The following is a 15,221-nucleotide window of genomic DNA, read 5'->3' on the forward strand; positions in this document are numbered from 1 at the left end:
AGCGGCGTGTGACGCACGTCGCGTTACTGGGTCGAAGCCAGCGCGCTGCGCACCGTCTGGAAGATGTGTTCGATCTGCGTTTCGTCGATGATCAGCGGCGGCGAGAACGCCAGGATGTCGCCCGTGAAGCGGATCAGCACGCCTGCCTCGAAGCACTTCACGAAGGCCTCATAGGCGCGCGCGCCCGGCGCGCCGTCGCGCGGCTCCAGTTCGATGCCCGCGACCATGCCGAGATTGCGGACGTCTTTCACGTGCTTCGCGTCGCGCAGTGCGTGAGCAGCGGCCTCGAACTTCGGCGCGAGCGACGCCGCGCGTTTGAACAGCCCTTCGCTGCGATACAGGTCGAGCGTCGCGACGCACGCGGCAGCCGCGAGCGGATGCGCGGAATACGTGTAGCCGTGGAACAGCTCGATCGCGCCCTGCGCGCCTGCGTTGACGATCGTGTCGTGCACTGTGCGGCTCGCGGCGACGGCGCCCATCGGCACGGCTGCGTTGTTGATCGCCTTGGCCATCGTCAGCAGATCGGGCTTCACGCCGAAATATTCGCTGGCCGTTGCCGCGCCGAGGCGGCCGAAACCCGTAATCACTTCGTCGAAAATCAGCAGGATGCCGTGCTTCGTGCAGATGTCGCGCAGCTTCTGCAGGTAGCCTTGCGGCGGAATTAACACGCCCGTCGAGCCCGCTACGGGTTCGACGATCACGGCGGCGATCGTCGATGCGTCGTGCAGCGCGACGATGCGCTCGAGTTCATCGGCCAGATGGGCGCCCCACGCCGGCTGGCCTTTCGAGAACGCGTTCTGTTCGAGATTGTGGGTGTGCGGCAGATGATCGACGGCAGGCAGCAGGCCGCCCGAGAATGTCTTGCGGTTCGGCGCGATGCCGCCCACCGAAATGCCGCCAAAGCCGACGCCGTGATAGCCGCGCTCCCGGCCGATCAGGCGCGTGCGCTGCCCTTCGCCGCGTGCCCGGTGATAGGCGAGGGCAATCTTCAGCGCGGTGTCGACCGATTCCGAACCCGAATTGGTGAAGAACACCCGATCGAGCCCTTCAGGCATCAGCTCCGCGACTTTCGCCGCCGCTTCGAACGCGAGCGGGTGGCCCATCTGGAACGTCGGCGCGAAGTCGAGCGTCGCGGCCTGCTTCTGGATCGCGGCGACGATCTCGTCGCGGCCGTGGCCCGCGTTCACGCACCACAGGCCTGCGCACGCGTCGAGCACGTCCCGCCCGTCGGTCGCACGGTAGTACATGCCTTTCGCCGACTCCAGCAGACGCGGCGCGGACTTGAACTGACGGTTGGCGGTGAACGGCATCCAGAAGTTCGACAGATCGTCGATCACGGGGCGCGAAGTCATGGGTCTCTCCTCGATTGGGTAGCGAAACTGTAGCGTCCGAGGTTAAATGACGGACATAAACAGTTGCGTCACTGCGCTGCTAACTGTGCTGGTCGAATTGCGCCGACTGTGCTGGTGGCTGCGGCGCATCGCTTGCTCCATCTGGATTCGCCCGCATGATCGAACTCGAACTGGACCGTGACCGCCGTGCTGCACCGACGCTTGTCGAGCAGGTCGTGCAAGGCTTCGCGCACGCAATCGACAGCCAGGCGCTGCGCGCCGGCGCATTGCTGCCGTCGGTGCGGCAGCTGGCGCACTCGCATTCGCTGAGCACCTTTACGGTGACGGAGGCGTATAGCCGGCTCGTGTCGATGGGACTCGTGATCGCGCGGCGCGGTTCCGGCTATCGCGTTGCGCCGCGCGCGCGGACCTCGAATACGAGCACCGTCGACTGGCAGCCGCCCAGCCTCACCGCGACGTGGCTGCTGTCGGACGTGTTCGCCGACCACTCCGTGCCGATCAAGGCGGGCGGAGGCTGGTTGCCGAGCGAATGGATCAACGAAACGGGCATGCAGCACGCATTCCGCGCGATGAGCCGGGTGCCCGCCGTGCGCCTCGGCGACTATGGGCATCCGTACGGCTTCGCGCCGCTGCGTGCCAGGATCGCCGAGCAGATGGACGGGCGCGGCTTGCCCGCCGATGTGTCGAACGTGCTGCTGACGCAGGGCGCGACCCAGGCGTTGGATCTGATCGTGCGCACGCTGCTGCGCGCGGGCGACACCGTGGTCGTCGAAGATCCTGGCTATTGCAATCTGCTGCAGATTCTCAAGCTCGCGGGACTGACGGTGATCGGCGTGCCGCGCACACCGGCGGGGATAGATACGGACGTGCTCGAGAAGATCGTCGAGGCGCATCGTCCCAAGGCGATTTTCGTCAACACGACGCTGCAGAACCCGACGGGCGCGACTTACACGATGGCGTCGGCGTTCCGGTTGCTGCAGATCGCCGAGCGCAACCGCATGTGGGTGATCGAGGACGATGTGAGCCGGGAACTTGCGCCGCCCGGCGCGCCCATGTTCGCGGCGATGGAGGGCTTGCGGCGCGTGCTGTACATCAGCGGCTTTTCGAAAACGGTGACCCCCGCCTTGCGCTGCGGCTATGTCGTCGCCGAACGCGACGTGCTGCGCGAACTGGCGCGTACGAAGATGGCGGTGGGGCTGACTTCGTCGGAGGCGATCGAGCGGATCGTCGACAAGGTATTGCACGAAGGACGCTATGCGCGGCATGTCGAGCAGGTCAACGACTGGCTGCGGGCCGCGCATGCCGTCGTCGAAGAGCGGCTCGATGCGCTCGGGCTCGAAGCGTTTCACCGGCCGCGCGCCGGCTTGTTTCTGTTGGCCCGCTTGCCCATTGCGCCCGAGCGCGCGGGCGAGATCGCGACAGCGGCGCTGGCGGACGGCATCTGGCTCGCGCCAGGCTCGTATTTCCGTCCCGACGATGCGCCGAGCGCATGGTTCCGCTTCAACGTCCCGTATTCGACGGACGACGCGCTGTGGCGCTTCATCGAGCGGGTGGGACGCAATTGAGCCTGCGGTGATGCAGGCGTCACGGCCTCGCGAGCGCGTCGATCAGTCCGCCGATGTTTTCCGCCCCGACGTTGTCCTCCAGCAGCCCGATGAAAACGCGGCTATAGAGCTGATCGCGCTGGAGTTCGGGAAGGTCCGTGCGGGCATTGGCGATCGCTTCCGCGGCGCGGTGCGCGGAGCTGACGATGCGTTGTGCAAATTTCTTTTCCATACGATTCGCTAACGACCGCAAGCCGAAAAGCTTGAGCCGCTCTCCCTGATTTCGAGCATTCGTTCGTTCCGTCTCGGACTGCGATCGAGGCGGGCGCCGCACGCCTTGTGTCGTGTCATGTCCGCTCACGCAACGAGCGCCTTCGTTGCCGATGGCGCCCGGCTCGCGCGGCTGCGTTCCTTCGCTTCGTACATCACGCGGTCGGCGGCTTTCACCAGGTCGGCCGCGCGCTCGCCTCTCTGCAGCACCGCAATGCCGAGACTCGCGCAAACGCGGTACGCGTGTCCGTGCACAACGACGGGTGATTCGAGCGCCGCCGTGATCGCTTCGGCGATGATGCGGGCCGACGCCTCGCCGTCTCCGCTGACGACGAGAAACTCGTCGCCGCCCAGCCGGCCCGTTTGCGCGCGGCCCTGCGCGACCTCCTTCAGGCGCCGGGCGATCTCAACAAGAATGGTGTCGCCGAGGTGGTGGCCGAAGGTATCGTTGAGTTCCTTGAAGCGGTCCAGGTCGACGAAGATCGCCGCCACGCGGCCGACGGCATCCGGCGCGGCAACGGCTTCGTCAAGCAAATCCATGATGCAGCCGCGATTCGACAGCCCCGTGAGCCGGTCGGTATGTGCAAGCCGATGCAGTTGTTCCCGGCCTTTGAGCAGTTTCAGGATCAGCGCGGCGATCCACGTGGACAGCCCGACGAGAATCAGTGAAATCACGCTTGCCATCGTCACGTAGACACGGCGCATCCTGTAGTAGTCGTCGAGCGACTCGGCGACCGACAGGCCCGCCATCACCGTGAGTCCGTAACGCTTGACCTCGCGGCTCGCGACGATGCGCTCCACATGATCGATCGGGTCGACGAGCAGCTCATTGTTCATACGCGTATCGACGTAGCCCGTCGGCAAGGTATCGCCCGTCCGGCTCGGCGCGTCGCCCGCGCGGCGTGACAGTATCGAGCCGCGGCCCGACAGCACCGCGATCATCCCGTGACCGCCGAGCGCGGCGCTCGTGTAGAAGCCGTCCGTGAGCCACGCGGGGTCCTCCGACACGATCACGACGCCGCCGAAGCTGCCATCCCGGCGGTTGATACGCCGCGTCGCCTGGATCGACCATTGCCGCGAAATACGCCCGACCAGCGGGTCGCTGATGAAGAGCCCCACGTCCGGCCGCTCGCGATGCACACGGAAGTGCTTGCGGTCGCTGAGATCGACCGAGCCGGAAAACGGGATCGTCGACGCGATCACATGGCCGTCCGCGCCTGCGAGCGTCACTTGCAGCGCCGTGTCTGCCGTAATGAGGCCGTATGCCTGGTATTTCTTGAGATCGAACGTGTCGGGTGAAGACTCGTAGCCGTATTTGACGAGCAGCGCGATTGCGTCGACGTCGTGAATCGTTTTCAGCGTGTGCGTGTCGAGTGCGCTCGCCACCGTGCGGGCCGCGATGTGCGCGTCGTGCAGGACGGATGCTTTCTCGATGCGCAGGCGCATCAGGATCGTGACCCACAGCACGGCGAGAATCAGCACTGTCAGCGCAGGCAGCAGAATGAACGCGCGATGGGGCGCGTTGCCGGGGCCGCGGGGCCGCATGCGCTTGAAAAATGTGCGAAATCTGCCTGTCGGCGATCTCGCTGCGGGCGCGGTGTTCATCACTGGCTGTTGGCTGGCGCCTGAAACACTTCAACTCGACCGTTTATAAAAGACAGCGCGCGTGCCGCCGCTGTCACCATTGCTGCATCCTTATAACGGCAGCGCCGGGAGGAAGTTGATTGCCATTTTGGGTTTCATATCAAAGAGCACGGACGTGCTGCCACGGCGCGATTTAACGCCTGCGCCGGCCGGGTGGAATCGGTTTTTGCGTGCGAATCATGCGGGCGGGATGGGCGCAGAGTTCGAACCCGGCGGAATGGCGAACGCATAGCCGTTCTTGCCGTGGCGCTTTACTTCGTACATTGCGCTGTCGGCGGCGGCGACCAGCAGCCGGTGATCGGCGACGCGGTCGGGATAGGTGGCAATGCCGATGCTCGCGCGTACCAGCCCGAGGCCCATTCGCGCATCGGTGTCGCCGACGCAGTTCATCAGCCGCGTGGCGATGCCAACGAGTTCCGCGTCGCCCCCATAGCCGGACACGAGTGCCGCGAATTCGTCGCCGCCCATCCGCGCGACCAGATCGCCAGGGCGCAACGACTGGCGGAAGCGCTGTGCGAGCGCGACCAGGAAGTCGTCGCCGACGCCGTGGCCGAGCGTGTCGTTGACCTGTTTGAAGCCGTCGAGATCGATATAGAGCAGCGCGCATGGCTCGGGTGCAGGCCCGACCGCGACTCCGTCGAGACGCGCGAGCAGTTGCTGCCGATTCGGCAGGCCCGTCATCGCGTCATGCTGCGCCGCATGCTGGAACCGATGCGTGAGCCCGGTCAGATGCCGATGGCGCCGCGCGAACACGACGAGCGCCGCGAGCAGTGTGCCCGTGACGACGACAGTCAGCACGGCCAGCACGCTTGCGACGCGCAGCGTGCGCCGGCGCACATCGGTGCTGATCGCGTCGCGGCGCGTGTGCCAGTAGTCGGCCGTGGCCGCGAGCGATTGCCGCAGGTCGTCGAGGCTCTTCACCGTCGCATCCGCCTGCGGCAGACGCGGCGCGGGGACGGGGCTCGAGCCGATCAGCGCATCGAGGTCGGTGATGCGCGTGTCGAGTTGGTCGAGCGCCTGGCGATACCGCTTGTCGACGCCGTTCGAAGTTGTATCCGAAGGCCGTTTCGACGGCGGGGCGCGTTTGAGCAGACTCGCGGCATCGAGCGCACTGTCGGCGCGCGCAACGGCCTCCAGTACCAGCGAGGCGTACTGCTGCTGAAAATGATCGGAGTAGAGCGCCCGCACCTGCACCGCGATATACAGCAGGCCGGCGACGAGGCACGCCAGGGCAATCACGCCGATCGCGACCGGCTGTGAGCGCCATCGCGGGCTGGCTAGGCGGATCGGCGTGACGGTTCGCTTCACGCCGAGAGGATCAAGGATGCGAATATGGGTCGGCGTTGGGATCGCGGGGACGCCCGTGATAGCCGACCTTGCGGAACATCGCGGTCAGCCGCGATACGAAGGTTTCCTTCGGTTTCGTGCGTTGCGCGTGACGGTTCGCGCTGCCCGGCTGTTTGCCCTTGTCGACGCGAGCGGCTGCGGAATTCGGCCCGGGCGCGGTGCGCGCGCCTTGCGGCGGGTCGCTGGAGGCGTCGGCGTCGGTTTCGTCTTCGGCTGTCTGCGCCGAAGCGAGCAGGCCGGTGTCAGCCGGCGATGCCGGCTTCTGCGCGGGTGCAGCGGGTATCACCCGGCCGGAGACGGCGCTCGTCGGCACGGCGGCACGATTGCGAATGTCGAGATCGGCGGCGGCGCTGGTCACGCCCGTCGCCATCGTCGGCAGCGGGCGTCGGGCCGATTGCACGGCCTCGGTGTACGCCATCTGATCACGGCTGAACCAGATCACATAGGCGGCTGTACCCATCACGCCGACGGCCAGACCCATCGCCGAGATAAGGCAAATCTGCACCCAGTTGTAATGACGTGCCTGCTGATCGTCGCTTTCGGGTAGAAACGCGCTGTTGTAATGCTGCTGCCGGCGGCCGCGCGCGCGGTCCGGCGAATCCTGTGCGTCCATGTGTGCAACGCCTCCGACCCTTGCGGTCTGCGCTTGTCAATGGCGGGACCGGCGCGACGAGAGCGTGCCGGTGGTACCTGCTCGGGGATAACCGTGGTCTCGGAGCAATTACCAGGCCCGCAAGGCGTCGAAAGCCGGCCGATATGCCGGTTGGGGACAGCGCGGAGCCCGCTCCCGAGGACAGGGTTGTGTCGTCGTTATTCTAATGGCAAAACGCAGGACGGGCGGTCGCGGAAAACAGACGTTCGAAGCATCTTGCGCGCGGAAGCGGGTTAAAACGGGGCTGGAGAGAAAATTTTCCAGCCCTTCGCGTCATGCGAACAGCCGCAACACGATGGGATAAAGCGTCGCGACGAGCATCAGCGCCATCGCGATGTTGAACGTGCGCAGCCATACGGGCTTCGACAATGCGCGGCGCATCGCCGTGCCGAACGCGGCCCACAGACAGATGCACGGCAAGCCGATCACGTAGAACAGCAGCGCCATCAGCAGCGCATTGGTGCCGTAGTCGGCGCTCAAATGAATGGTCGTCGCGGCTGTCAGCACCATCATCCAGGCCTTCGGGTTGATCCATTGGAACGCGATCGCTTCGTGAAAGCGCATCGGCCGGCGCTCGCCGTTTTTCACCTGCATTTCGCCCGATGTGCCGATCTTCCACGCGAGATACAGCAGATATGCGACGCTCAGCACTTCGAGCACGGTGTACAGCACTTCGAAACGGCGAAAGGCTTCGCCGAGCCCGAATCCCACCGACAGCATCAGCAGCACGACGCCCGCGCTGATCCCGAGAATATGCGGCAGCGTGCGGCGAAAGCCGAAGTTGACGCCCGATGCGAGCAGCATCGTGTTGTTCGGTCCGGGTGTGATGGTCGTGACGAGCGCGAACAGGATGCCGGCGGGCAGGGCGCTGGCGCTCAGGCTATCGAGGGTCATGGACGGCTCCGCAGGGTGATCGGGATTTGCGACAGTGTAGCGAGCGGAGCCGGTACAGTACCTATACAGATTGATAGATGATTTCCGGTACGGAGCAAGGTTTCCCTTGCGTTGGTGAACTGGCAGTCAAATATTGGGCGTGCCGCTTTGGGGATCGGCGGGGGTCGCGGGATCGGCGCTCGCGGCGGGCGGCGCGTAATTGATCACGTTCGGCAGTCGCGGATTGCTCGTATTCGTACTGTCGCGAACGCGCCCCTGAATTGTCGTGGTGTTTGTGATGCCCCAGAAATTGTTCGAGAAATCCAGCGTGTGAATCGCCGTCGCATCATAGATGCCGTGCGATTCGATCACAGTCCGGTTAGGATTCGGCGAGTCTTGCTTGAAGAGAAACGAGTTGTTGCGCGCGATACCCGCCGGCGTCCCGCTCGGAAAAGCGTTGATCAACACGAGCGGATCGACCATGTTGACGAACAGATTGTTCTGCATGATGACGGATGGATCGAAGGCAAAGGCGGCCGAGTCGACGAAGGTGTTGAATCTGAGCGTCGAGTTGCTGAAGCTTGGATAACCGTTCGTGCCTGCCTGGTACGTCGTCGTGCCGGCGCGAACGATGGGTGTCACGTTCAGACGGTAGGCGTCGCTGTAGGTCATCGAGAACGGCGCGGCATTGCTGATCTGAATGAACGCGTCTTCCAGATGCGTATGCTGGATGTCGACCATTCCGCCGCCGTGCTGACTGTCGATGTTGCTCACAGTCACGCCGAGCAACTGCGCCTGATTGCTGCCGCCTACGTTCATGCTGCCCGCCACGTTGACGATGCCTGTCGTCGGAATCTGGCCGATGCAATCCGTCGCGCAGGGCAAGCGCTTCAATCCCTCGACGATGGTGTTGTCGGCGACCGTAAGCTTGACGCCTTTGGCGACTTGCACCGTTCCCGCGATGAAGTACGGCGATCCGCCCGGACCCCAGGTCGTGTCCGCGGCGATGACGGTGCCGTCCGGAACGACGGTGACGGGGATCGCGTAGACGTATGCCGTAACGACCTTGCCGCTTGCGTCGTTGCACGCCAAGGCAGGATCCGTCGTGAAGGCTGGGCCGCTGGTGCAGACGTGCGGTGAGGCCGTCGATGCGGGCGTGGCGGATGTCGCGCCCGTGCTGCTATTTCCGCCTCCTCCGCCGCCACACGCAGCGAGGGAAACAGCAGCCAGGATCATCAGATTCGATTTCATTTTTGTCCCCTGGGTTATTGATTTCTTTTTGTTGAGTACTTCCGTGAAGCCGACGCGCGACGACTCGCGTGTTCAAGCCGATAGATGTGAGGCGGCTCGATATTCCATCGGAGAGACACCTGTCACGCGGCGGAGAATTTTTCCCAGGCGATTGCCGTTGCCGAGTCCGACGCGTCGAGCGATCTTGTCGGCGGGCAGCGAAGTGGTAGCGAGCAGTTCGCACGCAGTTTCGAGTCGTATCTGTTGAAGATATTCGGATGGAGACATTCCCATGTGCATCTGGAAATAGCGCAGAAGGCTGCGCTCGCTCGCGGCGCACGCATCGGCGATATCGGCTACTGACAGCGCGCGATGGCAGTTCTCCCTGATCCATCGTGCCGCGAAGCGCGCTTTGGCGGCGGGTCCTCCGACCGTATCGAGTGCTGCCGAAACGACAGCGGAAACGTCACGCTGACCCGACGCGAGCCGCATTGCTTCCATTGCCAGTTCGTCGCCGAGATCCCATCGAACGATGTTGAAAGCCGCACGAAGCGCGGACTGTGCGCCGTTGTATGTCGCGGTCTGCGCCTGGGCACCCTGTCCGGCGGACGAAGAGGCTGCTGCACCCGCCGATGCGCCGCCGCCCGCACCCGCCGACAGCATGACGATGCTCGCGCCGCGGCTGCGCATGCGCTCGAGCCAGGGCGCGTGGGCCGCGTCGAACGGTATGTGTTTTTGCTGCCGCGCGCTCGCGATCAACACGTGATCGAAACGATGCTCGAGCGCTTCGTCGAGCGAGCGCGTCGAAACTGAAATGGAAAAGGCGCAACGGACGTATCCACCCGATGGCGAAAGGTAATGGGTCTCATAGGAAACGCCGCCGGCGGGCTTCTGATGCGACAGGTCGCTCGCATATTGCAGCAATTCGGCCAGCGTGCTGACGCTGAGCAAATCGCTGGTCTCCGGTAATACGATTGCCACTTGCTTCTTCGACATGGAGCGCTCATGCGCCCGTTGTTTTTCGCTAACGGTATTCATTGACAGTCCCCGGCAGTCAGACCTTCTGCGCTGGGTCAGCGCAGGGCTGCGCCGATATTGCCGTAGAGGGAAGGAGCGCTGTGTTAGGAATCGTACGTGACGAAATAAATGGTTAATTATTACGTCGCATTGCGAATCAATTGCAGAAGGAATTACCTGTTACATCGTTCTAAAGATTTTGAAATGGAACGCGCGACCGCCTTTTATCCAGGCGATATCGATCGATAGGAGAGGGCGGCGATTTAAAAAAAGGCTGGCCCGTCAACCTGGAATGTCGACGTGTCCGATGTCGCGCCGAACACTGGGCGATGGTCGAGCCCGCGCGGCGCAATGCACCGTGCAACGGGCCCCGCTCAGTTGGTCTTGAGACAGTTAGCTGATGTATCGATTCGTGCCGTCCGCCAGCGAATGCAAATCGACTCGCCCGAAACCATCATGTCCTGACGGGAGCAGCCAGCCGGCATGCGAACAGCAACGTGCGTGCCTGAAAGCGCCGCGCGCGTCGTTTGTGCGGTCGGTCTGGATGCGTTTGTCGTTAAAATCGTGACCACCCGGCTTGCGTCGCCCTTCTGCCGTCGCATCCGGGCAGGCCGCACGGACAGACCTTCACCGCACCCGAGCATGCAACATCCAAATGAAAAACACGCCGCACGTCTGAGTCTGCTGAAGGGCGCCCTTCCGATCAATCGCGCGACAGCGTGGCGCGACGTGTTCTCCGGCATTTCGCTTGCGTCGATGGACATACCGCAGGTGCTCGGCTACGCGCGCATTGCCGGGATGCCCGCCGTGACTGGCCTGTACACCGCGTTTCTGCCGCTCATCGCGTTCGCGTTCTTCGGTGCGTCGCGGCACCTCGTGGTCGCGGCCGACTCGGCCACGGCAACGATTTTCGCCAGCCGCGCTTCGCAGATCGCGCCGATGGGCAGCGCCGAGTACGTCGCGCTGGCGGGCATGGTCGCACTGCTGACGGCTACGCTGCTGCTGCTGGCGCGCATCTTCAAACTCGGCTTCCTCGCCGATTTCCTGTCGCGCACGGTGCTGGTCGGCTTCCTGACGGGCGTGGGCATTCAGGTGTCGATTGCGATGCTCGGCGACATGTTCGGCATGACCGTGCCATATCCGTCGTCGCGCAGTGTCGCGCAACTGGCGTATGTCGTCGGTCACGTCGCTCATGCGCATCTGCCGACGCTTTCCCTCACCGCGCTCGTGGCCGGCGCGATTCTCGTCAGCAAACGCTTTCTGCCGCGCATGCCGACGCCGTTGATCTCGGTGGCGGGCACCATCGCCGCGAGCAAGGCATTCGACTTCGCCGCGCACGGCATCAGCGTGCTCGGACCGATCAGCGGCGGTTTGCCGCCGCTGGCTTTGCCGGCTGTCACGTGGCAGCAGTTTCTCGATCTCGTGCCCGTGGCGGCATCGTGCTTCGTGATGATCATTGCGCAAAGCGCCGCTGCCGCGCGCGTGTTCGCGCAGCAGTACCACGAAGAAGTCGACACCAACGCCGATATCCTCGGGCTGGCCGCGGCGAATGCCGCTGCTGCCTTCAGCGGCACGTTCGTCGTCAACGGCAGCCCGACTCAAACCGCGATGGCCGAACGCGCCGGCACGCGCAGCCAGCTCGGACAACTCGCGTTCGCTATGGTCGTGGTGGTGGTGTTGCTGTTTCTGAGCTCGTATCTGCAGTACCTGCCGCATTGCGTGCTCGCCGCTATCGTCTTCACGATTGCCGTGGGGCTGATCAACGTGCCGAGCCTCGCGGCGATCCGCGCCGAAAGTCCCGGCGAGTTCATTTTGGCGCTGATCACGGCGGCCGCCGTCGTGATGATGGGCGTCGAGCACGGCATTCTGCTTGCCGTCGCGTTGTCGCTGCTGCGGCATGTGCGTCACAGCTATCGTCCGCATACGATGGTGCTGGAGCCCTCGGCGGCCAGCGGGAAGTGGCAGCCCGTGCCCGCGATTCCGGGCATCATGACCGCGCCTGGCCTCATCGTGTATCGCTTTGGCTCCGATCTGTTCTTTGCCAACGATCATTTGTTCTGCGGGGAAGTGATCCAGCTCGTGAACGCCGCTTCCGGCGATTTGCGTTCGCTCGTGGTCGATGCAGGAGCGATCACTGCGCTCGACTATTCGGCGGCGCGCACGTTGAGCGATCTGATTGCGGATCTGCGACAGCGCAAGGTCGCCGTCATCTTCGGACGAGTGAATCCTTATCTGCGCGCCGACATGGACCGTCATGGCATCACTCAGGTCATAGGCGCCGGCAACATCCTGGAGACGCTGCATGAAGCGCTCGCGGCTGCGGGCATCAGTCCTCCGCACGAGGTCAACGCAATATGACCGTGAACGCGCGAGCGCCTATCGCTTACCCTGGATCGCGCATCGTTTTCTGCGTTAGCGTCGCCGCATGCTGCGCTGCACTCCTTCATGCCTGCGCGCATGAGCCCTCCCGATCCTCTTCCGCTGACGCATCCGCAACATAGGGCAAGTCCCTAAGCGCATTCGACCCGCACATTTAGCCCTGCATTACCACGTCGCAAGCCGCGCTCCTACACTCAGCATCACATGGAGGAGGGACGACATGGCCAAGCTGATACACACGATGATCCGCGTTCAGGATCTGGACCGGTCGCTGAGGTTCTACCGGAATGCGTTCGGACTCGAGCCGTCGCATCGGCTCGATTTCCCCGATTTTTCGCTCGTCTATCTGCGCAACGACGAATCCGACAACGAGATCGAACTCACCTGGAACAAGGGACGCGAAGACGCGTACTCGCATGGCGACGGGTACGGTCATGTTGCGTTCGTTGTCGACGACGTGAAGCGCGAGCGCGAGCGTCTCGTCGAGCTAGGCATGACGCCCAACGACTTGCGCGAATTCCACAACGACGACGGCGCGCTGCTCGCGCGTTACTTTTTCATTCTCGATCCCGACGGTTACAAGATCGAAGTGCTCGAACGCCACGGACATTATCAATAGAAAGCCGCGCAAGACGCGGTGTCACCCACAACGCAATCATGCAAGGAGACAGGCATGAGACACAGAGTGATTCCTATCGAAGCGGAGTCTGCCGCACATGCCCATGAGCATCGTGCACCCGCATCCCGAACCGCATCCCGAACGCTGAGCCGCCGCGAGTGGCTGAAGGGCACAGGCGTGCTGATCGGCACGCTGGCGTTTCCGTCGATCCTCGCTTCGCTTGCGCCGAGCCGCGTATGGGCGGTCGACATGCAGGCGCTCGATTCGCACGAGGGCGCGGTGCTGCTGGCCTTCGTCAAGCAGCAATATCCGCATAAGACACTCGACGATGCCGTCTATGCACTCGTCGTCAAGGATCTCGACGCGAAGGCGCAAAAAGATCCCGCCGTGCGCCAGCAACTCGCGGACGGCGTGAAGCAGCTGGATGCAACGGGCGGTTCCGACTGGACCAAACGCTCGCCCGCCGACCAGGCGCGCGACGTCGCCGCGATGGAGGGAACGCCGTTCTTCAAAACAGTGCGCACGACGGCCATCGTGTCGCTGTACAGCAACGACATGGCGTACGCGCACTTCGGCTATGGCGCGGCGCAAGGCGATGGAGGCTATCTGAACAAGGGCTTCAACGATCTCGTCTGGCTGCCGAATCCACCCGCCCTCGCGAGCGGCCCGATTCCCACCGACAGTTGAGCCACGGAGACCTGACATGGACGACAACAACAAGGTGCACTTCTCGCACAACGATGCGCGCGCCGTGGTGATCATCGGCTCGGGCGCGGGCGGCGGCACACTCGCGAACGAGCTGGCGCAAAAGGGCATCGACGTGATCGTGCTCGAGGCGGGCAAACTGCATACGCAAGGCGATTTCACTACCGACGAGTGGGGTTCGTTCTCGATGCTCTCCTGGCTCGACAGGCGAACGACATCGGGCACGTGGCGCATCGCCACCGACTTCCCGAATCTGCCGGCATGGATCTGCAAGACCGTCGGCGGCACGACAACGCATTGGGCGGGCGCGAGCCTGCGTTTCCAGCCCCATGAATTCAAGGCGAAAACGCATTACGGCGAGATCAAGGATGCGAACCTGCTCGACTGGCCCGTCACAAGCGAGGAAATGGCGCCGTGGTACGACCGCGCCGAAAAGAAGATGGGCGTTACGCGCACCAACGGTTTGCCTGGTCTGCCCGGCAACAACAACTTCAAGGTGATGTACAACGGCGCGACGAAGGTCGGCTACAAGGCGTGCAACACGGGCCACATGGCGACCAACAGTATCGTGCGTGATGACCGCGCGCATTGCTTCCAGCGCGGCTTCTGCTTCCAGGGCTGCCGCACGGGCGCCAAATGGTCGACGCTTTATACCGAGATTCCGCGCGCGCAGGCGACGGGCCATATGGAGCTTCGCACGCAGGCGCAGGTCGTGAAGATCGACACGGACGCGAAGGGCAAGGCGAGCGCCGTGGTCTATTACGATGCCGACGGCAAGCTGCAACGCCAGAAAGCGCGCATCGTGGCGGTGGCGGGCAACGCGATCGAAACGCCGCGCCTGCTGCTGAATTCGCATTCGAGCCGCTTCCCGGACGGACTCGCCAATTCGTCGGGACAGGTGGGCCGCAACTACATGCGTCATACCACGGGTTCCGTCTACGCCGTGTTCAACGACAAGGTCGACATGTACAAGGGCACGACGATGGCGGGCATCATCGAAGACGAAGCGCGCTTCGATACGTCGCGTGGTTTCGCGGGTGGCTATCACATGGAAACGGTGTCGCTCGGTCTGCCGTTCTATGCGGCGTTTCTGAATCCCGGCGCGTGGGGCGCCGACTTCGCGCAGGCAATGGATTCGTATCCGTACACGGCAGGCATGTGGATCGTCGGCGAGGACATGCCGCGCGAGACGAACCGCATCACGCTGAATACAGACGTGAAGGATCAGTACGGCTTGCCCGTGCCCAACGTGCATTTCGACGATCACCCGAACGACGAAGCAATGCGCGAGCACGGCTTCAGGCAGGGCAGCGCGGTGTATCAGGCGGCAGGTGCGAAGACCGTGTATCGCGTGCCGCCTTATCCGTCGACGCACAATCTCGGCACTGCGCGCATGAGCGCGCGGGCGCAGGACGGCGTGTGCAACAGGTTCGGCCAGACGCATGACGCGCCGAATCTGTTCATCTCCGACGGCAGCCAGTTCACGACGGGCGCCGCCGAAAACCCGACACTGACTATCGTGACGCTCGCGATCCGTCAGGCCGACTACATCGCGAGTCAGATGAACAGGCGCACAATCTGATCCGAAA

The 15,221-nt window shown here is 63.6% G+C and carries 13 protein-coding genes; 5 read left to right on the forward strand and 8 right to left on the reverse strand.

Going from position 1 to position 15,221, the window contains the following annotated elements; all coding sequences use genetic code 11:
• Nucleotides 1-23: 23 nt before the first annotated feature.
• Entirely contained in the window at nucleotides 24-1,352 is a 1,329-nt protein-coding gene (locus BPHY_RS22475; protein WP_012403754.1) for an aspartate aminotransferase family protein, read from the reverse strand.
• 155 nt (nucleotides 1,353-1,507) lie between these two features.
• On the opposite strand from BPHY_RS22475, the gene BPHY_RS22480 reads away from it, so the two are divergent.
• The gene (locus tag BPHY_RS22480) at nucleotides 1,508-2,917 is read left to right on the forward strand and encodes an aminotransferase-like domain-containing protein (RefSeq protein ID WP_012403755.1); all 1,410 of its coding nucleotides are present in this window, start codon (nucleotides 1,508-1,510) and stop codon (nucleotides 2,915-2,917) included.
• A gap of 19 nt (nucleotides 2,918-2,936) precedes the next feature.
• Here the strand turns inward: BPHY_RS22480 and BPHY_RS43260 are convergent, their stop codons facing one another.
• The 7 genes from BPHY_RS43260 to BPHY_RS38800 form a co-directional block, all read right to left on the reverse strand.
• Nucleotides 2,937-3,257, reverse strand: a complete 321-nt coding sequence (locus BPHY_RS43260) for a hypothetical protein (protein WP_244257706.1) — start codon at nucleotides 3,255-3,257, stop codon at nucleotides 2,937-2,939.
• Entirely contained in the window at nucleotides 3,254-4,711 is a 1,458-nt protein-coding gene (locus tag BPHY_RS22490; protein ID WP_244257705.1) for a diguanylate cyclase domain-containing protein, read from the reverse strand. Before BPHY_RS22490 ends, BPHY_RS43260 begins: the two co-directional genes overlap by 4 nt.
• A gap of 276 nt (nucleotides 4,712-4,987) precedes the next feature.
• The gene (locus tag BPHY_RS22495; protein WP_012403758.1) at nucleotides 4,988-6,118 is read right to left on the reverse strand and encodes a GGDEF domain-containing protein; all 1,131 of its coding nucleotides are present in this window, start codon (nucleotides 6,116-6,118) and stop codon (nucleotides 4,988-4,990) included.
• A gap of 10 nt (nucleotides 6,119-6,128) precedes the next feature.
• Nucleotides 6,129-6,770: a hypothetical protein gene (locus BPHY_RS22500; RefSeq protein ID WP_012403759.1), complete on the reverse strand. Its 642-nt coding sequence runs from the start codon at nucleotides 6,768-6,770 to the stop codon at nucleotides 6,129-6,131.
• Nucleotides 6,771-7,082: 312 nt separating this feature from the next.
• Nucleotides 7,083-7,703 (reverse strand): LysE family translocator, encoded by a 621-nt coding sequence (locus BPHY_RS22505; RefSeq protein ID WP_012403760.1) that lies wholly within the window; start codon nucleotides 7,701-7,703, stop codon nucleotides 7,083-7,085.
• Nucleotides 7,704-7,829: 126 nt separating this feature from the next.
• Nucleotides 7,830-8,933, reverse strand: coding sequence for a hypothetical protein (locus tag BPHY_RS22510; protein WP_012403761.1), 1,104 nt, complete (start codon nucleotides 8,931-8,933; stop codon nucleotides 7,830-7,832).
• 72 nt (nucleotides 8,934-9,005) lie between these two features.
• Nucleotides 9,006-9,908 carry a helix-turn-helix domain-containing protein gene (locus BPHY_RS38800; protein ID WP_052306145.1) on the reverse strand — a complete coding sequence of 301 codons (903 nt, stop codon included), beginning with the start codon at nucleotides 9,906-9,908 and terminating at the stop codon, nucleotides 9,006-9,008.
• Between the two features lie 663 nt (nucleotides 9,909-10,571).
• On the opposite strand from BPHY_RS38800, the gene BPHY_RS22520 reads away from it, so the two are divergent.
• The 4 genes from BPHY_RS22520 (at nucleotide 10,572) to BPHY_RS22535 (ending at nucleotide 15,214) form a co-directional block, all read left to right on the forward strand.
• Nucleotides 10,572-12,287, forward strand: coding sequence for a SulP family inorganic anion transporter (locus tag BPHY_RS22520; RefSeq protein ID WP_041764545.1), 1,716 nt, complete (start codon nucleotides 10,572-10,574; stop codon nucleotides 12,285-12,287).
• Nucleotides 12,288-12,528: 241 nt separating this feature from the next.
• Nucleotides 12,529-12,927: a VOC family protein gene (locus tag BPHY_RS22525; protein ID WP_012403764.1), complete on the forward strand. Its 399-nt coding sequence runs from the start codon at nucleotides 12,529-12,531 to the stop codon at nucleotides 12,925-12,927.
• Nucleotides 12,928-12,981: 54 nt separating this feature from the next.
• The gene (locus BPHY_RS22530) at nucleotides 12,982-13,614 is read left to right on the forward strand and encodes a hypothetical protein (protein ID WP_012403765.1); all 633 of its coding nucleotides are present in this window, start codon (nucleotides 12,982-12,984) and stop codon (nucleotides 13,612-13,614) included.
• A 16-nt stretch (nucleotides 13,615-13,630) separates the two neighbouring features.
• Nucleotides 13,631-15,214 carry a GMC family oxidoreductase gene (locus tag BPHY_RS22535; protein ID WP_012403766.1) on the forward strand — a complete coding sequence of 528 codons (1,584 nt, stop codon included), beginning with the start codon at nucleotides 13,631-13,633 and terminating at the stop codon, nucleotides 15,212-15,214.
• The last annotated feature ends 7 nt before the right edge of the window (nucleotides 15,215-15,221 follow it).

Origin of the sequence: Paraburkholderia phymatum STM815, assembly GCF_000020045.1 — a bacterium.
Classification (GTDB): Bacteria; Pseudomonadota; Gammaproteobacteria; order Burkholderiales; family Burkholderiaceae; genus Paraburkholderia; species Paraburkholderia phymatum.